The sequence below is a fragment of the Pseudorhodoferax sp. genome (assembly GCF_047601025.1).
GTDB lineage: Bacteria > Pseudomonadota > Gammaproteobacteria > Burkholderiales > Burkholderiaceae_C > Pseudorhodoferax.
Genome location: NZ_JASGJZ010000001.1, coordinates 3426188 through 3449545 on the forward strand (window position 1 = coordinate 3426188; position 23358 = coordinate 3449545).

The 23358-nt window shown below is 71.4% G+C and carries 24 protein-coding genes and 1 pseudogene; 11 read left to right on the forward strand and 14 right to left on the reverse strand.

What is annotated here, in order from left to right:
• Positions 1 to 131: 131 nt before the first annotated feature.
• The 3 genes and pseudogenes from QM782_RS16060 to QM782_RS16070 all read left to right on the forward strand — a co-directional run.
• Positions 132 to 905 (forward strand): annotated as a pseudogene (locus tag QM782_RS16060) (ferritin-like domain-containing protein); the annotation flags it as partial.
• Between the two features lie 306 nt (positions 906 to 1211).
• Entirely contained in the window at positions 1212 to 1484 is a 273-nt protein-coding gene (locus tag QM782_RS16065; protein WP_415205666.1) for a gamma carbonic anhydrase family protein, read from the forward strand.
• Positions 1484 to 2482, forward strand: coding sequence for an Hsp33 family molecular chaperone HslO (locus tag QM782_RS16070; protein WP_415203904.1), 999 nt, complete (start codon positions 1484 to 1486; stop codon positions 2480 to 2482). The genes QM782_RS16065 and QM782_RS16070 overlap by 1 nt, the downstream gene beginning before the upstream one ends.
• A gap of 7 nt (positions 2483 to 2489) precedes the next feature.
• Here QM782_RS16070 and QM782_RS16075 read toward each other — a convergent pair whose 3' ends face one another.
• From QM782_RS16075 to QM782_RS16105, 7 genes are read right to left on the reverse strand one after another with little or no spacing between them, the layout of a single operon-like run.
• A complete protein-coding gene (locus tag QM782_RS16075) occupies positions 2490 to 3158 on the reverse strand; it encodes an AAA family ATPase (RefSeq protein WP_415203905.1) in 669 nt (222 codons plus the stop codon).
• Positions 3155 to 3796, reverse strand: a complete 642-nt coding sequence (gene pnuC / locus QM782_RS16080) for a nicotinamide riboside transporter PnuC (RefSeq protein ID WP_415203906.1) — start codon at positions 3794 to 3796, stop codon at positions 3155 to 3157. The genes QM782_RS16075 and pnuC overlap by 4 nt, the downstream gene beginning before the upstream one ends.
• Positions 3797 to 4072, reverse strand: a complete 276-nt coding sequence (gene ftsB, locus QM782_RS16085) for a cell division protein FtsB (protein WP_415203907.1) — start codon at positions 4070 to 4072, stop codon at positions 3797 to 3799.
• Between the two features lie 30 nt (positions 4073 to 4102).
• On the reverse strand, positions 4103 to 5386 hold the full coding sequence (eno, locus tag QM782_RS16090; protein WP_415203908.1) for a phosphopyruvate hydratase: 1284 nt from the start codon (positions 5384 to 5386) through the stop codon (positions 4103 to 4105).
• A gap of 35 nt (positions 5387 to 5421) precedes the next feature.
• Positions 5422 to 5712: a DUF1330 domain-containing protein gene (locus QM782_RS16095; protein WP_415203909.1), complete on the reverse strand. Its 291-nt coding sequence runs from the start codon at positions 5710 to 5712 to the stop codon at positions 5422 to 5424.
• Positions 5713 to 5717: 5 nt separating this feature from the next.
• Positions 5718 to 6575: a 3-deoxy-8-phosphooctulonate synthase gene (gene kdsA / locus QM782_RS16100; protein ID WP_415203910.1), complete on the reverse strand. Its 858-nt coding sequence runs from the start codon at positions 6573 to 6575 to the stop codon at positions 5718 to 5720.
• Positions 6572 to 8269, reverse strand: a complete 1698-nt coding sequence (locus QM782_RS16105; RefSeq protein WP_415203911.1) for a CTP synthase — start codon at positions 8267 to 8269, stop codon at positions 6572 to 6574. Before QM782_RS16105 ends, kdsA begins: the two co-directional genes overlap by 4 nt.
• A gap of 113 nt (positions 8270 to 8382) precedes the next feature.
• Between QM782_RS16105 and coaBC the strand changes: the two genes are divergently transcribed.
• From coaBC to dut, 3 genes are read left to right on the forward strand one after another with little or no spacing between them, the layout of a single operon-like run.
• Positions 8383 to 9630 carry a bifunctional phosphopantothenoylcysteine decarboxylase/phosphopantothenate--cysteine ligase CoaBC gene (gene coaBC, locus QM782_RS16110; protein WP_415203912.1) on the forward strand — a complete coding sequence of 416 codons (1248 nt, stop codon included), beginning with the start codon at positions 8383 to 8385 and terminating at the stop codon, positions 9628 to 9630.
• Positions 9630 to 10043, forward strand: a complete 414-nt coding sequence (locus QM782_RS16115) for a hypothetical protein (protein ID WP_415203913.1) — start codon at positions 9630 to 9632, stop codon at positions 10041 to 10043. Before coaBC ends, QM782_RS16115 begins: the two co-directional genes overlap by 1 nt.
• On the forward strand, positions 10040 to 10486 hold the full coding sequence (dut, locus tag QM782_RS16120; RefSeq protein WP_415203914.1) for a dUTP diphosphatase: 447 nt from the start codon (positions 10040 to 10042) through the stop codon (positions 10484 to 10486). The genes QM782_RS16115 and dut overlap by 4 nt, the downstream gene beginning before the upstream one ends.
• 218 nt (positions 10487 to 10704) lie before the next feature.
• On the opposite strand, the gene QM782_RS16125 is transcribed toward dut, so the two are convergent.
• Positions 10705 to 11229, reverse strand: coding sequence for an FKBP-type peptidyl-prolyl cis-trans isomerase (locus QM782_RS16125; RefSeq protein WP_415203915.1), 525 nt, complete (start codon positions 11227 to 11229; stop codon positions 10705 to 10707).
• A 64-nt stretch (positions 11230 to 11293) separates the two neighbouring features.
• On the opposite strand from QM782_RS16125, the gene QM782_RS16130 reads away from it, so the two are divergent.
• On the forward strand, positions 11294 to 12415 hold the full coding sequence (locus QM782_RS16130; protein ID WP_415203916.1) for a JmjC domain-containing protein: 1122 nt from the start codon (positions 11294 to 11296) through the stop codon (positions 12413 to 12415).
• Positions 12416 to 12601: 186 nt separating this feature from the next.
• On the forward strand, positions 12602 to 12958 hold the full coding sequence (locus tag QM782_RS16135) for a hypothetical protein (protein ID WP_415203917.1): 357 nt from the start codon (positions 12602 to 12604) through the stop codon (positions 12956 to 12958).
• A 52-nt stretch (positions 12959 to 13010) separates the two neighbouring features.
• Here QM782_RS16135 and QM782_RS16140 read toward each other — a convergent pair whose 3' ends face one another.
• From QM782_RS16140 to QM782_RS16165, 6 genes are read right to left on the reverse strand one after another with little or no spacing between them, the layout of a single operon-like run.
• Complete coding sequence (locus tag QM782_RS16140; RefSeq protein ID WP_415203918.1) at positions 13011 to 13793, reverse strand: MBL fold metallo-hydrolase; 783 nt, start codon at positions 13791 to 13793, stop codon at positions 13011 to 13013.
• Positions 13794 to 13807: 14 nt separating this feature from the next.
• Positions 13808 to 14896 (reverse strand): outer membrane protein assembly factor BamC, encoded by a 1089-nt coding sequence (bamC, locus tag QM782_RS16145; RefSeq protein WP_415203919.1) that lies wholly within the window; start codon positions 14894 to 14896, stop codon positions 13808 to 13810.
• Positions 14897 to 14930: 34 nt separating this feature from the next.
• A complete protein-coding gene (dapA, locus tag QM782_RS16150) occupies positions 14931 to 15815 on the reverse strand; it encodes a 4-hydroxy-tetrahydrodipicolinate synthase (RefSeq protein WP_415203920.1) in 885 nt (294 codons plus the stop codon).
• 60 nt (positions 15816 to 15875) lie between these two features.
• A complete protein-coding gene (locus QM782_RS16155; RefSeq protein WP_415203921.1) occupies positions 15876 to 16442 on the reverse strand; it encodes a class I SAM-dependent methyltransferase in 567 nt (188 codons plus the stop codon).
• Positions 16439 to 16564, reverse strand: coding sequence for a hypothetical protein (locus QM782_RS16160; protein ID WP_415203922.1), 126 nt, complete (start codon positions 16562 to 16564; stop codon positions 16439 to 16441). Before QM782_RS16160 ends, QM782_RS16155 begins: the two co-directional genes overlap by 4 nt.
• Complete coding sequence (locus tag QM782_RS16165) at positions 16561 to 17781, reverse strand: MFS transporter (RefSeq protein WP_415203923.1); 1221 nt, start codon at positions 17779 to 17781, stop codon at positions 16561 to 16563. The genes QM782_RS16160 and QM782_RS16165 overlap by 4 nt, the downstream gene beginning before the upstream one ends.
• Before the next feature lie 86 nt (positions 17782 to 17867).
• On the opposite strand from QM782_RS16165, the gene QM782_RS16170 reads away from it, so the two are divergent.
• From QM782_RS16170 to parC, 3 genes are all read left to right on the forward strand, one after another.
• Positions 17868 to 19847, forward strand: coding sequence for a DNA topoisomerase IV subunit B (locus tag QM782_RS16170; RefSeq protein ID WP_415203924.1), 1980 nt, complete (start codon positions 17868 to 17870; stop codon positions 19845 to 19847).
• Positions 19847 to 20662 carry a lytic transglycosylase domain-containing protein gene (locus QM782_RS16175; RefSeq protein ID WP_415203925.1) on the forward strand — a complete coding sequence of 272 codons (816 nt, stop codon included), beginning with the start codon at positions 19847 to 19849 and terminating at the stop codon, positions 20660 to 20662. Before QM782_RS16170 ends, QM782_RS16175 begins: the two co-directional genes overlap by 1 nt.
• Positions 20663 to 20944: 282 nt before the next feature.
• Complete coding sequence (parC, locus tag QM782_RS16180) at positions 20945 to 23347, forward strand: DNA topoisomerase IV subunit A (RefSeq protein ID WP_415203926.1); 2403 nt, start codon at positions 20945 to 20947, stop codon at positions 23345 to 23347.
• Positions 23348 to 23358 lie beyond the last annotated feature (11 nt).

The following is a 23358-nucleotide window of genomic DNA, read 5'->3' on the forward strand; positions in this document are numbered from 1 at the left end:
AGCGGTCATGAGGGCGGCGGGGTCGGCCAAGAACGATGGGAAGATGCGTGGAATTCTAGGTCGCACCACCTTATTCGCGCGGCCCTCAAACCAATACGGCGCTGCACTTGAAACAAGAATCGCACGAAAAGATGGAATTGCGCGCCGCGGCGCTGGCCGCGCTCTGCGAACCCGTGCCGGCGCGCAAGGCGGCGCTGGCGCGCCAACTGGCGCCGGACCTGCCGCTGGCGGTGGCGCGGGTGCTGGCGCCGCCGGGCCCGGTGCCGGGGCGGCCGCAGCGGCCGGTGCTGGTGCCGCACCAGCAGCTCAGGCCGCGTCCGGTCGGCACGCCCGCGGGCCGGGCCGCGCTGCTGCATGCGCTGGCGCACATCGAGTTCAACGCGATCGACCTGGCCTGCGACGCGCTGTGGCGTTTTCCGGGCCTGCCCGAGGCCTTCTACCGCGACTGGGCGCAGGTCGCGCGCGAGGAGGCGCTGCACTTCCAGCTGCTGGCCGCGCACCTGGCCGGCCTGGGCCATGCCTACGGCGACCTGCCCGCCCACAACGGCCTGTGGGACATGGCCGAGAAGACGCGGGACGACCTGCTGGCCCGGCTGGCGCTGGTGCCGCGCACGCTGGAGGCGCGCGGGCTGGACGCGGCGCCGCCGATCCGCGACAAGCTGCTGGCCGCCGGCGACCGGCGCGCCGGCGAGATCCTGGACCGGATCCTGGCCGACGAGGTCGGCCACGTGGCCATCGGCAACCGCTGGTACGGCTGGCTGTGCCGCGCGCGCGGCCTGGAGCCGGTGGCCACCTACGCGGCGCTGGCGCGGCGCTACGGCGCGCCGCGGCTCAAGGGGCCGTTCAACCTGCCGGCGCGGCGCGCGGCGGGCTTCAGCGAGGCCGAGCTGGCGGCCCTGCAGCAGCCGGACGGCTCCCTACAATGGCCGCAATCCGAACGAATCCACGAGGTATCCGCGATGGCCCTGTACACATTGGATCAGCGTGCGCCCGAGGTCGCGCCGACCGCCTGGGTCGCCGACAGCGCGCAGATCATCGGCAGCGTGGCGTTGCAGGCGGACAGCAGCGTCTGGCCCGGCGTCGTGATCCGCGGCGACAACGCGCTGATCACCCTCGGCGAGGGCAGCAACATCCAGGACAACAGCGTGCTGCACACCGACGAGGGCCTGCCCCTGACCATCGGCCGGCACGTGACCGTGGGCCACCAGGTCATGCTGCACGGCTGCACGATCGGCGACGAGACGCTGATCGGCATCGGCGCCATCGTGCTCAACGGCGCGCGGATCGGCCGCAACTGCCTGGTCGGCGCCGGCGCGCTGGTCACCGAGGGCAAGGAATTCCCCGACGGCTCGATGATCCTCGGCAGCCCGGCGCGGGCCGTGCGCCCGCTCACGCCCGAGCAGATCGCCGGGCTGCGGCGCAGCGCGCAGCACTACATCGACAACGCGCGGCGCTACCGGGCCGGCCTGAAGAAGATCGGCTGATGTCCGAACTGCGCAAGTTCCTGTTCGAGGGCCTGCCCGTGCGCGGCGCCATCGTGCGGCTGACCGACGCCTGGCAGGAGCTGCTGCGCCGGCGCGCCTCGAACCCGGCGGCCGGCCCATGCCCGGCGCCGGTGCAGCAAGTGCTGGGCGAGATGACGGCCGCGGCCGTGCTGATGCAGGCGGGCATCCAGTTCGACGGCGCGCTGGTGCTGCAGATCTTCGGCGACGGGCCGCTGAAGCTGGCCGTGGTCGAAGTGCAGTCGGACCTGCGGCTGCGCGCCACCGCGACGCTGGCCGGCGAGGTGGACGACGACGCCACGCTGGCCGAGCTGGTGAACGAGCGCGGCCAGGGCCGCTGCGCCATCACGCTGGACCCGGCCCGCAGGCAGCCCGGCCAGCAGCCCTACCAGGGCATGGTCGCCCTGGCCGGCGACGACGGCCGGCGCCTGGCCGGCGTGGCCGAGGTGCTGGAGCACTACATGCTGCGCAGCGAGCAGCTGGACACGGTGATGGTGCTAGCCGCCGACGACGAGACGGCCGCCGGCCTGCTGGTGCAGCGCCTGCCGGTCAAGGGAGAAGCCAACCTGGCCGGCGAGGCCAGCCAGGCCGAGGCCGCCGAACAGGCCGACACGCAGGGCCGCAACGAGGACTTCAACCGCATCGCGCACCTGGCGCGCACGCTCAAGCGCGAGGAGCTGCTGGGCCTGGACATCGACACCGTGCTGCGCCGCCTGTTCTGGGAAGAGCGCGTGCTGGCGTTCACGCCGCTGACCGGCGAGGCCGGGCCGCGCTTCGCCTGCACCTGCAGCCGCGAGCGCGTGGCGCAGATGATCCGCGGGCTGGGCCGCGCGGAGGCCGAGTCCATCTTGGCCGAGCGCGGCGACATCGAGGTCGGCTGCGAGTTCTGCGGCCAGCAGTACCGCTTCGACCCGGTCGACGCGGCGCAGATCTTCGCGCCGCCGGACGCGCTGCCGCCGGGCAGCGACGCGATGCAGTAGCAGCCGTTCAGGCCGCGCCGCCCAGCAGGCGCTGGAACAGCCGGTGCTCGCAGCCGGCGTCGCTGCCGCAATCGCAGGCCCAGGCCGGTCCGTCGCCGGAGGGTGGTGGCGGCGCGTCGTCCGGCCGCGGCACCGGGCCGGCCAGGCCGTGCAGCGCACGCTCGGCACGGGCCAGCCGCGCCGGGCCGTGGCCGTAGACCACCTGGAACGGGATGCCGGCGCGCTGCAGCGCGGCGCGCACCTTGGCGTCCACCGGGGCCTGCACGTGCGGGCCGTCGCGCAGCGCGCCGTCGGCGACCCAGGGCAGGTCCAGGCCCATCAGCAGCGTGGCGTGGTAGCGGCGCTGGTGCTGCAGCGCGAAGTCGTACAGCGACGGGTCGCCGAACAGCAGGTCGCTGTAGACCGCGACCATCAGCGGCGTGGTGTCGGCGATCAGCACGGCCGGGCCGTCCAGCGCGGCGGCGGCCTGGTCCAGCAATCCGGCATGGTGGCGGGCGATGCCCATCTGCTCGTCCGGCCGCGGCGTGCGGCCGGCCTGCAGGCACCAGGTGCGCAGCCATTCGGGCACCAGCCGCACGGCCAGGCCGCGTGCGGCCAGCGCGTCGGCCAGCGCCTGCGACAGCGTGCTCTTGCCGCTGCTCTCGGCGCCCAGCAGGGCGATCCGCAGCGGCGTCATGGCGCGGCCGGCGCCGGCAGCCGCCGTTTCCACGCCTGCCAGCCCAGCCAGCTCAGCCCGATGAACAGGCCGTACAGCAGCGTGGTCAGCCACAGGCCCTTGTAGGCGAACAGGCCCACGCTGACGGTATTGACGACCAGCCAGACCAGCCAGTTCTCGACGTACTTGCGGCCCAGCAGGAACTGGCCGACCAGGCTCACCGCGGTGGGAAAGGCGTCCCACCAGGGGACGTCGGTGTCCGTGAAGCGCCGCAGGAACAGCGCCGTGGCCGGCCACAGCACGGCGCAGGCCGCCACCGTCATCCAGCAGCCGCGGGCCGACAGCCGGCTCACCCGCAGCGCCGAGCCGTCGGCGCGCCGGCCGCGCAGCCAGCTGAGCCAGCCCCAGAGCGCCACGCAGGCGAAGAAGAACTGCAGCGCCGCATCGCCGTAGAGGCGGTGGCGCGAGAACAGGCCGAGGTACAGCAGCGAACTGGCGATGGCCAGCGGCCAGCCCCAGTGCCGCTCGCGGATGTTGAAGCCCACCATGGCCAGCGCCAGCAGCACGGCCAGCAGTTCCAGCCGGCTGCTGGCCGTGTTCCACAGCGTGAAGGCCGGGCCCAGCAGCCAGGCCCACAGCGCGGTCAGCGCATCGACCATTCAGCGCGCGAACTGGACGAACACTTCATTGGGCTTGACCATGCCCAGTTCGCTGCGCGCCTTCTCCTCGACCATCTCCAGGCCGTCCTGCAGGTCGCGCACCTCGGCCTGCAGGCGGTCGTTGACGGCCTGGGCCTTGGCATTGGCGGCCTGCTGCTCCTCCAGCCGCTGCTGGAGCTCGGCCACGTTGGAGATGCTGCCGCGCCCGAACCAGAGCTGGGCATGCACGACGGCCAGCAGCACCAGCAGCACGGCCGGGACGAAGCGCGAACCCATGGCGGATGCGGGCGGCGGCAGGGCAGGGGATCAGCGCAGCACGTTGAACGCGCGGCGGCCGGGGTACAGGGCCACTTCGCCGAGGTCTTCCTCGATGCGCAGCAGCTGGTTGTACTTGGCCATGCGGTCCGAGCGCGACAGCGAGCCGGTCTTGATCTGGCCGGCATTGGTGCCCACGGCGATGTCGGCGATCGTGGAATCCTCGGTCTCGCCCGAGCGGTGGCTGATCACCGAGGTGTAGCCCGAGGTCTTGGCCAGCTCGATCGCGGCGAAGGTCTCGGTCAGCGTGCCGATCTGGTTGATCTTGATCAGGATGGAGTTGGCGATGCCGCGCTCGATGCCCTGCTGCAGGATCTTGGTGTTGGTCACGAACAGGTCGTCGCCGACCAGCTGCACGCGCTTGCCCAGGCGCTCGGTCAGGTGCTTCCAGCCGTCCCAGTCGCCTTCGGCCATGCCGTCCTCGACCGAGATGATGGGGTACTTGTCGCACCAGCCCGCGAGCTTGTCGGTCCATTCCTCGCCGGACAGCGTCAGGTTCTCGCCGGACAGCACGTACTTGCCGTCCTTGTAGAACTCCGACGACGCGCAGTCCAGCCCCAGCGCGATCTGCTCGCCGGGCCGGTAGCCGGCCTGTTCGATGGCCTGCAGGATCATCTGGATCGCGGCCTCGTGGTCGGGCACGCTGGGCGCGAAGCCGCCCTCGTCGCCCACGGCGGTGCTGATGCCCTGGTCGTGCAGGATCTTCTTGAGCGCGTGGAAGGTCTCGGCGCCGTAGCGCAGCGCCTCGCGGAAGCTGGGCGCGCCGACCGGGATGATCATGAACTCCTGCAGGTCCAGCGAGTTGTTGGCGTGCGCGCCGCCGTTGATGACGTTCATCATCGGCACCGGCAGCGTCACGCCGCCCATGCCGCCGAAGTAGCGGTACAGCGGCAGGCCGGATTCCTCGGCGGCGGCGCGGGCCACGGCCATGGAGACGGCCAGCATCGCATTGGCGCCCAGGCGCGACTTGTTGTCGGTGCCGTCCAGGTCGATCAGCGTCTTGTCCAGAAAGGCCTGCTCGGAGGCGTCCAGGCCCATCACGGCCTCGCTGATCTCGGTGTTGACGTGCTCGACGGCCTTCAGCACGCCCTTGCCCAGGTAGCGGCCCTTGTCGCCGTCGCGCAGCTCGATGGCTTCGCGCGAACCGGTGGAGGCGCCCGAGGGCACGGCGGCGCGGCCCATGGTGCCGGACTCCAGCAACACGTCGCATTCCACGGTCGGGTTGCCGCGGCTGTCCAGGACCTCGCGGCCCACGATGTCTACGATGGCACTCATTGCTGCTTCTTTCTTAGGGATTGAGGGATAGGGAATCAGACGCCCTCGACCACGACCATGCGCATGATGGCTGCGCCCTGGCGCGCCGTGCGCGCCTTGCCGTACTCGGGCGATGCGTCGAAGGCCCTGGCCGCCTCCACGCTGGGGAACTTCAGGACCACGAGCCGCGCGGGGCTCCAGTCGCCTTCCAGCACCTGGACCGTGCCGCCGCGCACGCAGACCTCGGCGCCATGCGCCTGGATGGCGGCGGTGGACCACTTCTTGTACTCCTCGTACTGGGTGGGGTCGGTCACGGTCACGTCGGCGATGATGTAGGCGCTGGGCATGGAAATCAGGCTCCGAAATCGTTTTCGAGGTAGCCGTTCCTCTTGGTCACGGCATCGAGTTCGCGCAGCGTTTCCAGCAGTGCGCGCATGTGCTTCAGCGGCACGGCGTTGGGACCGTCCGACAGGGCCTTGGCCGGATCCGGATGGGTCTCCATGAACAGGCCGGCCACGCCCACGGCCACCGCCGCGCGGGCCAGCACCGGCACCATCTCGCGCTGGCCGCCGGAACTGGTGCCCTGGCCGCCGGGCAGCTGCACCGAATGCGTGGCGTCGAACACCACCGGCGCGCCGGTCTCGCGCATGATCGCCAGGCTGCGCATGTCGGAGACCAGGTTGTTGTAGCCGAAGCTCGCGCCGCGCTCGCAGGCCATGAAGCTGTCCTCCGGCAGGCCCTTCTCGCGTGCGGCGGCGCGGGCCTTGTCGATGACGTTCTTCATGTCGTGCGGCGCCAGGAACTGGCCCTTCTTGATGTTGACCGGCAGGCCCGACTGCGCCGCGGCGCGGATGAAGTCGGTCTGGCGGCACAGGAAGGCCGGGGTCTGCAGCACGTCGACGGTGCGCGCCGCGACCGCGATGTCGTCCTCGGTGTGCACGTCGGTCAGCACCGGCAGGCCGAGTTCGCGCTTGACCTTGGCCAGCACCTCCAGGCCCTTCTCGCGGCCCGGGCCGCGGAAGCTGGCGCCCGAGGAGCGGTTGGCCTTGTCGAAGCTGCTCTTGAAGATGAACGGGATGCCCAGCGCGGCGGTGATTTCCTGGAGCCGGCCGGCCGTGTCCATCTGCAACTGCTCGGACTCGACCACGCAGGGGCCGGCGATCAAGAAGAACGGCCGGTCCAGGCCGATGTCGAAACCGCAGAGCTTCATGCCGCGGCCACCACGTCGGGCCGCGCGGCCTCCTGCGCGGGCTGCGCCTGGCGCGCCTTCTGGTGGTCCAGCGCGGACTTCACGAAGGCGTTGAACAGCGGGTGGCCGGCCCAGGGCGTGGACTTGAACTCGGGGTGGAACTGCACGCCGATGAACCAGGGGTGCTGGCTCTGCGGCAGCTCGACGATCTCGGTCAGCTGCTCGCGCTGCGTCAGCGCCGAGATCACCAGGCCGGCCGCGCGCAGCTTGTCGAGGTACCTGACGTTGGCCTCGTAGCGGTGGCGGTGGCGCTCGGTCACCACGTCGCCGTAGATCTGGTGCGCCAGCGTGCCCTTGGCCACGTCGGAGCTCTGCGCGCCCAGGCGCATGGTGCCGCCCAGGTCGGAGTGCTCGTCGCGTGTCTTGATGCTGCCGTCGGCGTCCTGCCATTCGGTGATCAGCGCGATGACCGGGTGCGGCGTGGCCGGGTCGAACTCGGTGGAGTTGGCGTCCTTCAGGCCGGCGACGTGGCGCGCGAACTCGATCGTGGCGACCTGCATGCCGAGGCAGATGCCCAGGTAGGGCACGCGCTGCTCGCGCGCGAAGCGGGCCGCGCAGATCTTGCCCTCGATGCCGCGCTTGCCGAAGCCGCCGGGCACCAGCACCGCGTCGTACTGCGCCAGCTGCGCGACGTTGGCCGGCGTGATGGTCTCCGAATCCAGGTAGCTGATCTTCACGCGCGCATGGTTGTGCATGCCGGCGTGGCGCAGCGCCTCGTTCAGCGACTTGTAGCTGTCCGACAGGTCCACGTACTTGCCGACCATGGCGATGCTGACCTCGTGCTGCGGATGCTCGGTCTCGTAGACCAGGTCGTCCCAGCGCTTGAGTTTGGCCGGCGGCGTGTTCAGGCGCAGCTTGTCGCAGATCAGGCCGTCCAGGCCCTGCTCGTGCAGCATGCGCGGCACCTTGTAGATGGTGTCCACGTCCCACATGCTGATCACGCCCCACTCGGGCACGTTGGTGAACAGCGAGATCTTCTGCCGCTCCTCCTCGGGTACCGGCTGCTGCGCGCGGCAGAGCAGGGCGTCGGGCTGGATGCCGATCTCGCGCAGCTTCTGCACGGTGTGCTGCGTGGGCTTGGTCTTGAGCTCGCCGGCCGTGGCGATGTACGGCAGGTAGGTCAGGTGCACGAAGGCGGAGTTGTTGGGGCCCTGCTTGAGGGCCAGCTGGCGCACCGCTTCGAGGAAGGGCAGGGACTCGATGTCGCCCACGGTGCCGCCGATCTCGACGATGGCCACGTCCACCGCGTCCGGCGTGCCGACGCCGGCGCCGCGCTTGACGTACTCCTGGATCTCGTTGGTCACGTGCGGGATCACCTGCACGGTCTTGCCCAGGTAGTCGCCCCGGCGTTCCTTCTCGAGCACGGACTGGTAGATGCGGCCCGTGGTGAAGTTGTTAGCGCGGCGCATGCGCGTGGTGATGAAGCGCTCGTAGTGGCCCAGGTCCAGGTCGGTCTCGGCGCCGTCGTCGGTCACGAACACCTCGCCGTGCTGGAACGGTGACATGGTGCCCGGGTCGACGTTGATGTACGGGTCGAGCTTGATGAGGGTGACCTTCAGGCCGCGCGATTCGAGGATCGCAGCAAGGGAGGCTGAGGCGATTCCCTTGCCGAGGGAGGACACCACACCGCCGGTGACGAAGACGAATTTGGTCATGTCAGGGTCGGGAAAGGCGTTCCCGGGGAGGTGGTAAAGCGAGATTATAGGAGGGCCCCGGGCGCCGCCCCGTCTGCTACATTGCGCCCCCGTTGCGCACACGAGGGACATCCATGGACAACTGCGGGCAGGCTGCTGCGGATGCGGCGGCGGGCGACCTGGTCGGCCGCCGCATCGTGCTCGGGCTGACCGGCGGCATCGCCTGCTACAAGTCGGCCGAGCTGTGCCGGCTGCTGGTCAAGCAGGGCGCCGGCGTGCAGGTCGTCATGACCGAGGCGGCCGAGCGCTTCATCACGCCGGTGACGATGCAGGCGCTGTCGAACCGGCCGGTGTACGGCTCGCAATGGGATGCGCGCGAGCCGAACAACATGCCGCACATCAACCTGTCGCGCGAGGCCGATGCGGTCCTGATCGCGCCGTGCAGCGCGGACTTCATCGCGCGGCTGGCGCAGGGCCGCGCGGACGAGCTGCTGAGCCTGCTGTGCCTGGCGCGGCCGGCCGCGCGCGTGCCTTTGCTGATCGCCCCCGCCATGAACCGCGAGATGTGGCTGCACCCGGCCACGCAGCGCAACATGGCCCAGCTGGCGGCCGACGGCGCCGTGCTGCTGGGCGTGGGCAGCGGCCCGCAGGCCTGCGGCGAGACCGGCGACGGCCGCATGCTGGAGCCGGCCGAGATCGTCGAGGACCTGGTCGCCCATCTGTCGCCCAAGCCGCTGGCGGGCCAGCGGGTGCTGGTCACGGCTGGGCCGACCTTCGAGGCCATCGACCCGGTGCGCGGCATCACCAACCTGTCCAGCGGCAAGATGGGCTTCGCGATCGCGCGCGCGGCGCGCGAGGCCGGCGCCGAGGTCGTGCTGGTCGCCGGGCCGGTGAGCCTGGCCACGCCGCGCGGCGTGCAGCGCGTGGACATCCGGTCGGCCCGCGAGCTGCTGCTGGCCGTGGAGCAGCAGGTGGACGCGGCCACCGTGTTCATCGCCACCGCGGCCGTGGCCGACTGGCGGCCGGCCCAGGCGGCCGGGCAGAAGATCAAGAAGGACGGCTCGGGCCAGGTGCCGGCGCTGGACTTCGTCGAGAACCCCGACGTGCTGGCGCGCGTGGCGCAGTCCGAGCGCGCGCGCGCCGGCGCGCTGTACTGCGTGGGTTTCGCGGCCGAGAGCGAATCGCTGCTGGCGCACGCGCAGGCCAAGCGCCGGCGCAAGGGCGTGCCGCTGCTGGTCGGCAACATCGGGCCGGCCACCTTCGGCCAGGACCACAACGTGTTGCTGCTGGTGGACGAGCAGGGCGTGCGCGAGCTGCCGCGTGCGTCCAAGCTGGCGCTGGCGCGCCAACTGGTGGCGGAGATCGGCGCCCGGTTGCCGTGATGCCGTCGCCCTACGACACGCCGCCGGACGGCGACTTCGCGCGCTACGTCGAGCAGCTGAACCGGCCGGCGGCGCCGGCAGGCCGGCCCGGCCCACCGCCGCGCAAGCGCCGGCCGCCGCGCGGCCCCGCCCCGGCGGCCAGGCCATCCACTTCCGCCGCGCCGGCCACCGCTGCCGCACCGTCCACCTCTGTTGCCTCTGCTGCTTCGGCCACGCCGGCCTTCTCCCTGCTGCGCGAACTCGTGCAATGGGCGGTGATGCTGTGCGTGGCGCCCCTGGCGGTGGCGGTGCTGGTGGCGCTGGTGCCGCCGCTGGCGCACTGGTGGGGCGGGTTGCTGGTGCTGGCCTTCCTCGTCTTCGCCTACCGGCGGCGGCTGCGGCTGCCGTGGCGCCGCCCGTCCGAGAACCGATGAACATCGACGTCAAGATCCTCGATCCGCGCATGGCCGGCCAGCTGCCGGCCTACGCCACCCCCGGCAGCGCCGGCCTGGACCTGCGCGCCTGCCTGGACGCGCCGCTGCCGCTGGCGCCGGGCGCGTGGCAGCTGGTGCCCACCGGCATCGCCATCCACCTGGCCGACCCCGGCTACGCGGCGCTGATCCTGCCGCGCTCGGGCCTGGGCCACAAGCACGGCATCGTGCTCGGCAACCTGGTCGGCCTGATCGACAGCGACTACCAGGGCCAGCTGATGGTCAGCGCCTGGAACCGCAGCGCCACCGCCTACACCGTGCAGCCGATGGAGCGCATCGCGCAGCTGGTCGTGGTGCCGGTGGTGCAGGCACGCTTCAACGTCGTGCAGGAATTCGAGGCCTCGGCCCGCGGCGCCGGCGGCTACGGTTCGACCGGGACGGCTTGAGAAGGGGTGAACGAACCGCTCACACCCACGCGCGGCCCGATGACCGCCTGCTTCTCGCATCACGCGTGCTCCCAGGGTCTCGCCCTGTGGGCCGGGATGCGCCAGGCCGCATGCGGGCGTTGCAGTCCTTGCCCTGGCACCCGCCAGGGCGGCGGCCTGCGGCCCGCCGCACCCCGTCGTGGGTGCGATCGATTCATTCACACCTTCTAGCGCCGGGCTCAGTGCCGCGTGTCGCTGCCGGGCGCCGGCAGCTGCACCGTGAAGAAGCCGGTGCCCGCCGTGCCGCGGCCGACCTCTTCCTCGGTGGCCTCGCGCACGGCGTTGACGGTCAGCGCCAGCCGCAGCGCGATGCCGGCCAGCGGATGGTTGCCGTCCAGCACCACGTGTTCGGGATAGATCTCGGTCACGGTGTACAGGCGGTCGCGCGGCATGCCGGCCGACAGGCCTTCGGGCAGGGCCGTGCCCTCGAAGCTCATGCCTTCCTCCAGCGCGTCCGGGAACCTGGCGCGCGGCTCCAGGAAGATCAACTCCTCGTCGAAATCGCCGAACGCGTCCTCGGGTTCCAGGTGCAGGTGCAGCGTGTCGCCGGCGACATGGCCCTGCAGCGCCTCCTCGATCCTGGCCAGCAGGTCGTTGCCGCCGACCAGGAATTCCACGGGGTCGCTGAGCACGTCGAGGTCCTCGCCGAGCGTGTCCTTCAAGGTCCAGGTCAGCGCCACGACGCAGTGGGGGGTGATTTCCATGGAAGAATTGTCGCAGCTTCGCCCCGCCGCCCCCGCGCGGGGCGAAGCCGTTTGAGAGAGCCCGATGGACATCCACGAACCCTTGCCGCTGCTGGGCGGCCTGACGCCCGAGCGCTTCATGCGGCGCCACTGGCAGAAGAAGCCGCTGCTGGTGCGCGGCGCGATCCCGGGCTTCGCGCCGCTGCTGGACCGCGCCGGATTGTTCGCGCTGGCCGGGCGCGAGGAGGTGGAGTCGCGGCTGGTGCAGCACGGCGCCAAGGGCTGGACGCTGCGCCACGGCCCGTTCGCGCGCCGTGCGCTGCCGCCGCTGTCGCGCCGCGCATGGTCGCTGCTGGTGCAGGGCGTGGACCTGCACCACGACGCCGTGCACGCGCTGCTGCAGTCGTTCCGCTTCGTGCCCGACGCGCGGCTGGACGACGTGATGATCAGCTACGCCAGCGACGGCGGCGGCGTCGGGCCGCATTTCGACAGCTACGACGTGTTCCTGCTGCAGGCCCACGGCCGGCGCCGCTGGCGCATCGGCCGCCAGCGCGACCTGCGGTTGCAGGAAGACGTGCCGCTGCGGATCCTGGCGGACTTCGCGCCCGAGCAGGAATACGTGCTGGAGCCCGGCGACATGCTGTACCTGCCGCCGCGGTATGCGCACGACGGCGTGGCGCTGGGCGAGTGCATGACCTATTCCATCGGCTTTCGGGCGCCGGCCGACGGCGGCATCGCGCGCGAACTGCTGCAGCGCCTGGCCGACACCGCGGAAGACGGCCTCGGCGCCGCGCTGTACCGCGATCCGGGCCAGCTGGCGACGGCCGAGCCGGCCCGTGTGCCCGGCGCGATGGCGGCTTTCGCCGGCCGGGCGCTGCGCCGGCTGCTGGACGATCCGGCGGCGCTGGACTGCGCGCTCGGCGAGATCCTCAGCGAGCCCAAGCCACAGGTCTGGTTCGGCGAAGGCGGGGACCTGCCGGACGGTGCCGGCGTCGCGCTGGACCGGCGCAGCCGCATGCTGTACGACGCCGGCCGCATCTACCTGAACGGCGAGAGCTGGTGCGCCGCCGGCCGCGACGCGCGGCTGATGCAGCGGCTGGCCGACGCGCGCCGCCTGAGCGCGCGCGAGGTCGCGGCGGCCAGCGCGGCCGCACGCGCGCTGCTGGCGCAGTGGTGCGAGGACGGTTGGCTGCAGGCGCAGCCATGACGCGGCCCAGAGCCTGCGAGAACTGACAGGCTACGGGTTAACACTAGGTTACAGGCCGCGGCATCCTATAATCGCGCGTTGGGCTGGAAGCGCCCTCGTGCGTTCCACTCATCGGCCGCGCCCGAGTGCGGGCCCGTCTTCAGGACTCGTTCTACTCTGAACAGAACAAAGCAAAGGATCTTGGTCATGAACAAATCGCTCGTATTGGTCGCGTTGGTGTCTGCCGTGGCGCTGTCTGCCTGCGGCAAGAAGGAAGAGCCGGCGCCCGCGCCCGCTCCGGCCGTCGAGGCACCTGCGCCCGCTCCCGCACCGGCGCCCGAAGTTGCCGCTCCGGCGGCCGAAGCGGCTGCTTCCGCCGCTGCCGACGCAGCTTCCGCTGCCAACTCCGCCGCAGCCGCCGTCGGCAATGCCACCGAGGCCGCCAAGGACGCCGCTGCCGCAGCCGTGAGCAATGCGACCGAAGCCGCCAAGGATGCCGCCAACGCCGCCGTCGACGCCGCCAAGGCCGCGGCCGATGCCGCCAAGGACGCTGCCAAGAAGTAAGCCTGCCCGGCAGGCCCGCGAAGAAGCCACCGCGAGGTGGCTTTTTTATTGGCTAGACGACGCCGATCCAGGGCGTGCCGGTCAGCGGGTCCGCCACGCCCAGCTCCAGCCCGGCGCAGCCGCTGCCGGCCGCGAGTGCGGCCAGGGCCAATTCGGGCCGGTTGTTCTGCTGGCTCAGGTGGGCGGCCACGACGTGCTGCAGGCCCTGGCCAGCCAGGGCCGCGGCGATGCCGGCTGCCAGCGGATTGGCCAGGTGGCCGAGTGCGCCGCCGACGCGACGCTTGAGGAACCAGGGGTAGGACGAGGCGGCCAGCAGGTCCGGGTCGTGGTTGCACTCCAGCAGCATGGTCCGGCAGCCGGCCAGCTGTTCCAGCACGTGCGGCGTCGCGTGGCCCAGGTCGGTCAGCACGCCCAGGCAGCGGGCGCCGTCGGACAGCCGCAGCTGCAGCGGCTCGCGCGCGTCGTGCGGCACGGTGAACGGGCGCAGCTGCAGCGCGCCGAGCGCGATGGCTTCGCCGTCGCGCGCCAGGCGCAGCAGGCCGTCCAGGTCCGGCGCGCCGATGGCCAGCCAGGTGCCGTGGCTCATCCACGTCGGGATGCGGTGGCGCAGCGCGATCTTGCAGGCGCTGCCGATGTGGTCGCTGTGTTCGTGCGTGACGAAGATGCCGTCCAGGTCGCCGATGTCCAGGCCGGCTTCGCCCAGGCGCCGCGCCAGCTCGCGCGGCCCCAGGCCGCAGTCGATCAGCAGGCGGCTGGGCTTGCGGCCGCCGTCGCCGGCCTCGACCACGGTGGCATTGCCCGTGCTGCCGCTGCCCAGGTTGCGAAAGCGCAGCAAGGGCGCGGCGCCTTTCAGCGCAGGTCGTCGGCGAGGACCTTGACGATGCGCTGGGCGTTCGCCGATGCCTCGGGCGCGCCGTTGGTGTTCAGCACCGACACCGTGCTGGCGTTGCCCTGGCTGCGCACCGCGATGCGGTACTTGATCGGCGGCTCGGCCTGCGCGTTGCGCCCGAACAGCTTGCCGAAGAAGCCCGGCTCGGCCTTGTCCGGATTCGGGGCGACGTAGCGCACGAAGTACACGCCCTGGCTGCGGTCGCGGTCCTCGACCGTGAAGCCGGTGCGGTCCAGCGCCAGGCCGACGCGGCGCCAGGCGCGGTCGAAGCCGTCGTCCATCTGCACCACGGGCTGGCCGTCGACCGTGGCGATGCGCGTGGTCGAGCGCACCGCGGACTCCGACGCCGCGGCGGCCTTGACCTGCTCGTCGGTGGCGCCGAGCTTGACCATCAGCCGTCGCAGGAATTCGGCCTCCAGTTCGGGATCGACGGCGCGCGGCTGCCAGACCGTGCGGTCGCGCTCCTGGCTGTCGGGGTAGACCTCGACCATGCCGCGGTGGCTGATGAAGATCTCGCTGCCGGTGGCGGTGCGCTCGATGCGGGTGCGGAAGCGGTCGCGCTCGCCGGTGGAGTAGAACGAGTCCAGCACCTTGCCCAGCGTGTTGCGGATGAAGTCCTGCGGCAGCTTGGCGCGGTTCTCGGCCCAGTCGGTCTCCATGATGCCCAGGTTGGGCTGGTCCGTCGTCAGCAGGAAACCGTTCTCCTGCCAGAAGTCGCGCACCGTCTCCCACATCTTCTCGTCGGGCGCGCGGTCGACGACCAGCCAGCGCTGGTTGCCGTCGCGCTCGATGCGCACCGCGCCGAGCTGGCTGGCGGCCACCGGCATGCCGGCGCGCTGGGGCTGGGCCGCGGCCATCGCGTTGGCCGAGACGGTGCTGCCGGGCACCACGTAGCGGCTGTCGCGGCTGAGCTGCGTCAGGTCGGGCGGGACTTCCAGCGTCGGGGCCTTGCCGGCGCTCTTGTAGTCGATCTTGGTGTTTTCGAGCACCGAGCAGGCGCCCAGCGACAGGGACAGCGCGAGCAGCGCCAGACGAACGGGAGGATTCACGTGCAGGGATTCCTGATGAAAGACCGGCCGCGGCTCAGAGCAGGCCGCTGGCGCGCAGCGCGGCTTCGACCGCGCCTTCGTTGTGGGAGCCCAGGGGCGTCATCGGCAGGCGCATGGTGCCGCCGCACAGGCCCATGCGGGCCATGGCCCACTTCAGCGGGATCGGGTTGGCTTCGATGAACAGCTGCTTGTGCACCGGCAGCAGCCGGCGCTGGATCTCCATGGCGCCGCGCGCGTCGCCGGCGATCGCGGCCACGCACAGCTGGTGCATCAGCCGCGGCGCGATGTTGGCCGTCACGCTGACGTTGCCCTGGCCGCCGCACAGCATCAGCGCCACGGCCGTCGGGTCGTCGCCGGAATAGACCGCGAAGCCGGGGGGCAGGTCGCGGATCAGCCACTGCGCGCGCTCGATGTTGCCGGTGGCTTCCTTGATGCCGACGATGCCGGGCACCTGGGCCAGGCGCAGCACGGTGTCGTGCTGCAGATCGGCCACCGTGCGGCCCGGCACGTTGTACAGCACCATCGGCAGGTCGCCGACGGCCTCGGCGATGGCCTTGAAGTGCCGGTACTGGCCTTCCTGCGTGGGCTTGTTGTAGTAGGGCACGACCTGCAGCTGGCAGTCGGCGCCGACCTTCTTGGCGAAGCGCGTCAGCTCGATGGCCTCGGCCGTGGAGTTGGCGCCGCAGCCGGCCATGATGGGCACGCGGCCCGCCGCCTGCTCGACCGAGACGCGGATGATCTCGCAATGCTCCTCGACGCTGACGGTGGGCGATTCGCCGGTGGTGCCGACCACGCCGATGCAGTCCGTGCCTTCGGCGACGTGCCAGTCGATCAGCTTGCGCAGCGTCGGGTAGTCGACGCTGCCGTCCTCGTGCATCGGCGTCACGAGGGCCACGATGCTGCCGGTAATGGTGGTCATGCCGTATGTCCGGAACCGAAAAACGCGCATTCTACCCAGCGGGCCTGGCGGCGAAGGTGTTCAGAGCCGGTGCCGCGGCGGGCGTTCCGAGGGTGTTGCGCGCACGGCCGCGAGGCGCTGGACGAAGCGCTCGGGCGCCTCCAGGAAGCCGTCCTCGTAGGCCACCACGCGCAGGCCCGCCGCGGCCTGCAGCAGCTCGCCCGGGCGCAGCAGGAATTCCGGCCGCGACGGCCGGCCGACCGTCTCGTTGCCCTGGGCGAAGGTCTCGTACAGCAGCGCCCCGCCGGGCGCCACCGCGGCCACCGCGTCGGGCAGGCGCGGCCGCCACAGGTAGTTGGTGACGACTACCGCGTCGAAGCACCGGCCGGCCAGCGGCCAGGGGCCGTCCTCGAGCTCGGCCTGCAGCACCTCGGCGCCGGCCGCGGCCAGCGGCGCCAGGCTGGCCAGGGCCTCGGGCGAGCGGTCCACTGCAGTGACGTGCAAGCCGAGGCCATGCAGCCAGTAGGCATGCCGGCCCGTGCCGCAGGCCAGGTCCAGCACCCGGCCACCGGGCGGGATCAGGTTCGCCCAGCGCTGCACCCAGGCCGACGGCGCCGGCAGCGACGCGGGCGGGCGGACGCCGCTCAAAAGCAGGCCCACAGCTGGTTCGCGAGGTCGACCATGAAGTCGGGCCGCAGGTACAGCGCGAACACGCCGGCCAGCGCCGCCAGCGCGGCGGCCCAGGCGAGGAGGCGCGCCGTCCTGCTCATGTGGCCTTCAGCGCCGGGCCGCGCGGGATCGCGGCTTCCTTGACGGGCAGGTTCACCAGGCCGGCGAACACCCCGAGCGCGATCGTGATCATCCAGACCACGTCGTAGCTGCCGGTGCGGTCGTACAGGTAGCCGCCCAGCCAGACGCCCAGGAACGAGCCGATCTGGTGCGAGAAGAACACGAAGCCGCCCAGCATCGACAGGTGCGCCACGCCGAAGATCGAAGCCACGGCGGCCGTGGTCGGCGGCACGGTGGACAGCCACAGCAGCCCCATGGCGGCGGCGAAGGCGTAGACGCTCCACGGCGTCAGCGGCGCCAGCAGGAACAGCGCGATCACCACGGCGCGCGCGAAATAGATGAAGGACAGGATGCTCTTCTTGGGCATGCGCTGGCCCAGGCTGCCGGCGGCGTAGGTGCCGAACACGTTGAACAGGCCGACCAGGGCCAGCGCGGTGCTGGCCACCTGGGGCGCCAGGCCGTGGTCCTTCAGGTAGCTGGGCAGGTGCACGCCGATGAACACCACCTGGAAGCCGCAGACGAAGTAGCCGGCCATCAGCAGCTGGAAGCTGCGGTAGCGGAAGGCCTCGGCCAGCGCCTGGGCGACGGTCTGCTCGCGCCGGACCGGCGCGCTGCCGGAAAAGCCCGGCTCGCGCAGCAGGAAGGCCAGCGGCACGATGACCAGCACCGCGGCGCCCAGCACCACCAGCGCCTGCTGCCAGCCGAAGCGCTGGATCAGCCAGCCTTCCACCGGCACCATCAGGAACTGGCCGAACGAGCCCGCCGCGGCGGCGATGCCCATGGCCCAGGAGCGCTTCTCGGCCGGCACGTTGCGGCCGATCACGCCGAAGATCACCGCGTAGGTGGTGCCGGCCTGGGCCATGCCGATCATCACGCCGGCCGACAGCGCGAACAGCAGCGGCGTGGCCGCATGCGCCATGCCGAACAGCCCCAGCGCGTACAGCAGCGTGCAGACCAGCAGCACGCGGAACGCGCCGAAGCGGTCAGCCGCCATGCCGGCGAAGATGCCGGCCAGGCCCCAGGCGATGTTCTGGATCGCGATGGCCAGCGCGAAGCTCTCGCGCGTCCAGCCCTGGTCCTGCGTGATCGGCTGCAGCCACAGGCCGAAGCCGTGGCGCACGCCCATCGACAGCGTGACCACGAGGCCGCCGCAGAGCAGGATGCGGGCCAGCGGCAGTGTCTTCGTCGTTGTCGTCATGGCCGCGAACTGTAGTGACTTCGGGCCGACCGCGCTGGCGGCGGGGCGGACCTGTCTTTAAAACCAGCCCTCTACAATCGCGCGCCATGGCAACCCAATCCTCCGCGAAGGCAGCGCCGCAGTACGGCGAAGCCTCCATCCGTGTCCTGAAAGGCCTGGAGCCGGTCAAGCAGCGGCCCGGCATGTACACGCGCACCGACAACCCGCTGCACATCGTCCAGGAAGTCATCGACAACGCGGCCGACGAAGCGCTCGCCGGCCATGGCAAGAGGATCCGCGTGACGCTGCATGCCGACGGCTCGATCGCCGTCGAGGACGATGGCCGCGGCATCCCGCACGGCCTGCACCCCGAGGAAAAGGCGCCGGTCATCGAACTGGTGTACACGCGGCTGCACGCCGGCGGCAAGTTCGACAAGGGCCAGGGCGGCGCCTACAGCTTCTCCGGCGGGCTGCACGGCGTCGGCGTCTCCGTGACCAACGCGCTGGCCAGGCGGCTGGAAGTCACCAGCTACCGCGACGGCCAGGTGGCGCACCTGGTGTTCGCGCACGGCGACGTGGCCGAGCCGCTGGTGGTGCGCAAGGGCGGCGAGGGCGACCGCCGCAGCGGCACCACGGTGCGCGTGTGGCCCGACGCCCGGTACTTCGACAGCGACGCCCTGCCGATGCACGAGCTGGCCCACCTGCTGCGCAGCAAGGCGGTGCTGATGCCGGGCGTCACGGTGTCGCTGGCCGTGGAGAAGGCGCGCGAGACGCAGACCTGGCAGTACAAGGGCGGCCTCACGGACTACCTGGCGCAGACGCTCGCCGCCGACCCGGTGATCCCGCTGTTCGAGGGCGAGGGCTACGCCGACAGCAACGAGACCTTCGCCGAAGGCGAGGGCGCGCAGTGGTCGGTCGCCTTCACCGAGGAAGGCAGCGTGGTGCGCGAGAGCTACGTGAACCTGATCCCCACCAGCGCCGGCGGCACGCACGAGGCCGGCCTGCGCGAGGGCCTGTTCACGGCCGTCAAGAGCTTCATCGAACTGCATGCGCTGCTGCCCAAGGGCGTCAAGCTGCTGCCAGAGGACGTGTTCGCACGCGCCAGCTACGTGCTGTCGGCCAAGGTGCTCGATCCGCAGTTCCAGGGCCAGATCAAGGAGCGGCTGAATTCGCGCGATGCCGTGCGCCTGGTGGCGAGCTTCGTGCGCCCGGCGCTGGAGCTGTGGCTGAACCAGCACGTGGACTACGGCCGCAAGCTGGCCGAGCTGGCCATCCGCTCCGCGCAGGCGCGCCAGCGCGCCGGCCAGAAGGTCGAGAAGCGCAAGGGCTCGGGCGTGGCCGTGCTGCCCGGCAAGCTGACCGACTGCGAAAGCCGCGACATCACGCACAACGAGGTGTTCCTGGTCGAGGGCGATTCCGCCGGCGGCAGCGCCAAGATGGGCCGCGACAAGGAATGCCAGGCCGTGCTGCCGCTGCGCGGCAAGGTGCTGAACACCTGGGAGGTCGAGCGCGACCGGCTGTTCGCCAACACCGAGATCCACGACATCTCGGTCGCCATCGGCGTCGACCCGCACGGCCCGGGCGACAGCCCCGACCTGTCGGGCCTGCGCTACGGCAAGATCTGCATCCTGGCCGACGCCGACGTGGACGGTTCGCACATCCAGGTGCTGCTGCTGACGCTGTTCTTCCGCCATTTCCCCAGGCTGATCGAGGCCGGCCACGTCTACGTCGCGCGCCCGCCGCTGTTCCGCGTGGACGCGCCGGCACGTGGAAAAAAGCCGGCTTCCAAGGCCTACGCGCTCGACGAGGGAGAACTGGCCGCCATCCTCGATAAACTGCGCAAGGAAGGCGTGCGCGAAGGCAGCTGGACCATCAGCCGCTTCAAGGGCCTGGGCGAGATGAGCGCCGAGCAGCTGTGGGACACCACGCTGAATCCCGACACGCGCCGCCTGCTGCCGGTGCAGCTGGGCACGGTGGATTTCACCGGCACCGAGCGGCTGATCACCAAACTCATGGGCAAGGGCGAAGCCGCGTCGCGCCGCGAGCTCATGGAATTGCACGGCGACGCGGTCGAGGTGGACATCTGATGAAGCAGGCAGGACGGAACACGAAGGCATGGCTGGCCGTGCTGGCGCTGGCGGCATCGCTGTGGCCGGCCGCGTCGCGGGCCGACGTCTGGGGCTACATCGACGCGCGCGGCGTCGCGCATTTCGCCGAGCGGCAGGTGGACGAGCGCTACACGCTGTTCTACAAGGGCGACGAGAGCTTCGACACGCGCAGCGGCGCCGGTGCCTTCAACCCGCCGGCCGAGGAGCGCCCGGCGCTGCCGCCGAAGCTGCAGAACTTCTTCGACGTCTCGCCGACCTACAAGCTGGTCAAGCCGCACCTGCGCGAGGCCGCGCGCAAGCACGGCATCGAGGTCGAGCTGCTGCAGGCGCTGATCGTGGCCGAGTCCGGCTTCGACCGCACGGCCGTCTCGCCCAAGGGCGCGGTCGGCCTGATGCAGATCATGCCGGCCACGGCCGAGCGCTACGGCCTGACCGGCGACGCCAAGACGCCGATCGAGGCCAAGCTCGCCGATCCCAAGACCAACATCGGCATCGGCACGCGCTACCTGCGCTTCCTGCTCGATTTGTTCCCGGGCCAGCTGGACCTGGCGCTGGCTTCCTACAACGCCGGCGAGGGCGCCGTCATGAAGGCCGGCAACCGCATCCCGAACTACAAGGAAACGCAGGAGTACGTGCGCACCGTGATGCGGCTGTACCGGGGCCTGAAGCCGCCGGTCGAGGCGCGCCGCCAGTCGCCGCTGCGCGTGCGCATGGAATTGCGCGGCCGCCCACCGCAGGCGGCGGCGGATGCCGCCACCACCGTGGTGGCCACGCAGCTGGCGCAGCAGCCTTGAGAAGCTGTGGACGCGTCCCTCACCACACCCCCGCGCGATCCCCGATGAGCGTCCACGCGCAGCGCCACCGCCGTGCCCGGGGCCTGGCCCTTCGGGCTGGGGCACGCCTCCCATGCGGGCGTCGCCGTCCTTGTCCTGGCACTGGCCAGGGCGGCGGCCTGCGCCCGGGGCCCGGCGTACCCCGCCGTGGGGGCGGCCGATTCGTGCACGGCTTCTGACGCTTCCCGACCCACCCGCGCGGCCGGTTGCTGCCGGCCGTCGCATGTCTTTTCCCGTTCGAACATGACCGACGAATCCAACACGCTGGACTTCTCCGATCCGCCGCCGCCCGGCCAGGGCCCCGGCGGCCCCGCCGACGGCGAGGGCGACGACGCGCTCGAACTGGGCCGCTACGCGCAGCGCGCCTACCTCGAATACGCGATGAGCGTGGTCAAGGGCCGTGCGCTGCCCGACGTCTGCGACGGCTGCAAGCCGGTGCAGCGCCGCATCCTGTACGCGATGGCGCGCATGGGTCTGGCCTATGGCGGGCCCAACGGCACGGTCGCGGCCAAGCCGGTCAAGAGCGCGCGCGTGGTCGGCGACGTGCTGGGCCGCTTCCACCCGCACGGCGACCAGGCCGCCTACGACGCGCTGGTGCGCATGGCTCAGGACTTCAGCCAGCGCTACCCGCTGATCGACGGGCAGGGCAACTTCGGCAGCCGCGACGGCGACGGCGCCGCCGCGATGCGCTACACCGAGGCGCGGCTGGCGCGCATCGCGCGGCTGCTGCTGGACGAGATCGACGAGGGCACGGTCGACTTCGTCCCGAACTACGATGGCTCCACCGAGGAGCCGCGCCAGCTGCCGGCGCGGCTGCCGTTCACGCTGCTCAACGGCGCCAGCGGCATCGCCGTCGGCCTGGCGACCGAGATCCCGAGCCACAACCTGCGCGAGGTGGCCGACGCCTGCGTGGCGCTGGTCAAGTCGCCCAGGCTCGCGGACGAGGAACTGCTGCGGCTCATCCCCGGCCCCGACTACGCCGGCGGTGGCCAGGTCATCAGCAGCCCCGGCGAGATCGCCGAGGCCTACCGCACCGGCCGCGGGTCGCTGAAGGTGCGCGCGCGCTGGACCATCGAGGACCTGGCGCGCGGGCAGTGGCAGCTGGTGGTGCACGAGCTGCCGCCCGGCGTGAGCGCCCAGCGCGTGCTCGAGGAGATCGAGGCCATCACCAACCCGCAGGTCAAGGCCGGCAAGAAGACGCTGAGCCAGGAGCAGCAGCAGCTCAAGGCCAGCATGCTGGCGGTGCTGGACGGGGTGCGCGACGAATCCAGCAAGGACGCGGCCGTGCGCCTGGTGTTCGAGCCCAAGACCAGCCGCATCGCCCAGGCCGAACTGGCCGGCGCGCTGCTGGCGCACACGAGCCTGGAGACCAGCGCGCCGGTCAACCTGACCGGCGTGGGGCTGGACGGCAAGCCGGTGCAGAAGTCGCTGCGCCAGCTGCTGGAGGAGTGGATCGAATTCCGCCAGGGCACGCTGCAGCGCCGCTCGCAGCACCGGCTGGACAAGGTGCTGGACCGCATCCACATCCTGGAGGGCCGGCAGCTGGTGCTGCTGAACATCGACGAGGTGATCGCTATCATCCGCCAGTCGGACGAGCCCAAGGCGGCGCTGATCGCGCGCTTTGGCCTGACGGACCGCCAGGCCGAGGACATCCTCGAAATCCGGCTGCGCCAGCTGGCACGGCTGGAGGCGATCAAGATCGAGCAGGAGCTCAAGGAACTGCGCGAGGAGCAGGGCCGGCTGGAGGACGTGCTGGGCAACCCGGCCTCGCTGCGCCGGCTGATGGTCAAGGAGATCGAGGCCGACGCCAAGAGTTTCGCCGACGAACGCCGTACGCTGATCCAGGCCGACAAGCGGGCCGTGGCCGAGGTGCGGGTGGTCGACGAGCCGGTCACCGTGGTGGTCTCGCAGAAAGGCTGGGTGCGCGCGCAGAAGGGCTGGGCCCGGGACCGCGCCACGCCCGCGGAGTACAGCTTCAAGTCCGGCGACGCCCTGTACGCGGCCTTCGAGTGCCGCAGCGTGGACCACCTGCTGGTGTTCGGCAGCAACGGCCGCGTCTACACCGTGGCGGTGTCGGCGCTGCCGGGCGCGCGCGGCGACGGCCAGCCGGTCAGCTCGCTGATCGAGCTGGAGAGCGGCACGCAGGTCGTGCATTTCTTCGCCGGCCCGCCCGGCGCCACGCTGCTGCTGTCCAGCTCGGGCGGCTACGGCTTCCTGGCGACGGTGGAGAGCATGCTGTCGCGCCAGCGCGGCGGCAAGGCCTTCGTCAGCGTGGGCGAGGGCGAGTCGCTGTGCCGGCCCTCGCACGCCAGCGGCGCGGCCCAGGGCCTCACGCTGGCGCCGGCCACGCACGTGGCCTGCGCCTCCACCGGCGGGCGCATCCTGACCTTCGAGATCGGCGAGCTCAAGGCCATGGAGAAGGGCGGCCGCGGCCTGGTGCTGATGGACCTGGAGCCCAAGGACGCGCTGGCCGGCGCGGCCGCCTACACGCGCAGCGTGCGGATCAGCGGCACCGGCCGGGGCGGCAAGCCGCGCGAGGAGCAGCTGGAAATCCGCTCGCTGAACAACGCACGCGGCGCGCGCGGGCGCAAGGGCAAGAGCACCGACCTGGGCTTCAAGCCGGCCATGGTGCTGCGCGTCGAATAGCCGCGCATCGC

Excerpts from the sequence above, each read along its gene's own strand:
- QM782_RS16065 (WP_415205666.1), top strand. The coding sequence starts at position 1,212 with ATGCTGCACGGCTGCACGATCGGCGACGAGACGCTGATCGGCATCGGC.
- QM782_RS16070 (WP_415203904.1), top strand. The coding sequence starts at position 1,484 with ATGTCCGAACTGCGCAAGTTCCTGTTCGAGGGCCTGCCCGTGCGCGGC.
- QM782_RS16075 (WP_415203905.1), bottom strand. The coding sequence starts at position 3,158 with ATGACGCCGCTGCGGATCGCCCTGCTGGGCGCCGAGAGCAGCGGCAAG.
- pnuC (WP_415203906.1), bottom strand. The coding sequence starts at position 3,796 with ATGGTCGATGCGCTGACCGCGCTGTGGGCCTGGCTGCTGGGCCCGGCC.
- ftsB (WP_415203907.1), bottom strand. The coding sequence starts at position 4,072 with ATGGGTTCGCGCTTCGTCCCGGCCGTGCTGCTGGTGCTGCTGGCCGTC.
- eno (WP_415203908.1), bottom strand. The coding sequence starts at position 5,386 with ATGAGTGCCATCGTAGACATCGTGGGCCGCGAGGTCCTGGACAGCCGC.
- QM782_RS16095 (WP_415203909.1), bottom strand. The coding sequence starts at position 5,712 with ATGCCCAGCGCCTACATCATCGCCGACGTGACCGTGACCGACCCCACC.
- kdsA (WP_415203910.1), bottom strand. The coding sequence starts at position 6,575 with ATGAAGCTCTGCGGTTTCGACATCGGCCTGGACCGGCCGTTCTTCTTG.
- QM782_RS16105 (WP_415203911.1), bottom strand. The coding sequence starts at position 8,269 with ATGACCAAATTCGTCTTCGTCACCGGCGGTGTGGTGTCCTCCCTCGGC.
- coaBC (WP_415203912.1), top strand. The coding sequence starts at position 8,383 with ATGGACAACTGCGGGCAGGCTGCTGCGGATGCGGCGGCGGGCGACCTG.
- QM782_RS16115 (WP_415203913.1), top strand. The coding sequence starts at position 9,630 with ATGCCGTCGCCCTACGACACGCCGCCGGACGGCGACTTCGCGCGCTAC.
- dut (WP_415203914.1), top strand. The coding sequence starts at position 10,040 with ATGAACATCGACGTCAAGATCCTCGATCCGCGCATGGCCGGCCAGCTG.
- QM782_RS16125 (WP_415203915.1), bottom strand. The coding sequence starts at position 11,229 with ATGGAAATCACCCCCCACTGCGTCGTGGCGCTGACCTGGACCTTGAAG.
- QM782_RS16130 (WP_415203916.1), top strand. The coding sequence starts at position 11,294 with ATGGACATCCACGAACCCTTGCCGCTGCTGGGCGGCCTGACGCCCGAG.
- QM782_RS16135 (WP_415203917.1), top strand. The coding sequence starts at position 12,602 with ATGAACAAATCGCTCGTATTGGTCGCGTTGGTGTCTGCCGTGGCGCTG.
- dapA (WP_415203920.1), bottom strand. The coding sequence starts at position 15,815 with ATGACCACCATTACCGGCAGCATCGTGGCCCTCGTGACGCCGATGCAC.
- QM782_RS16160 (WP_415203922.1), bottom strand. The coding sequence starts at position 16,564 with ATGAGCAGGACGGCGCGCCTCCTCGCCTGGGCCGCCGCGCTGGCGGCG.
- QM782_RS16165 (WP_415203923.1), bottom strand. The coding sequence starts at position 17,781 with ATGACGACAACGACGAAGACACTGCCGCTGGCCCGCATCCTGCTCTGC.
- QM782_RS16170 (WP_415203924.1), top strand. The coding sequence starts at position 17,868 with ATGGCAACCCAATCCTCCGCGAAGGCAGCGCCGCAGTACGGCGAAGCC.
- QM782_RS16175 (WP_415203925.1), top strand. The coding sequence starts at position 19,847 with ATGAAGCAGGCAGGACGGAACACGAAGGCATGGCTGGCCGTGCTGGCG.
- parC (WP_415203926.1), top strand. The coding sequence starts at position 20,945 with ATGACCGACGAATCCAACACGCTGGACTTCTCCGATCCGCCGCCGCCC.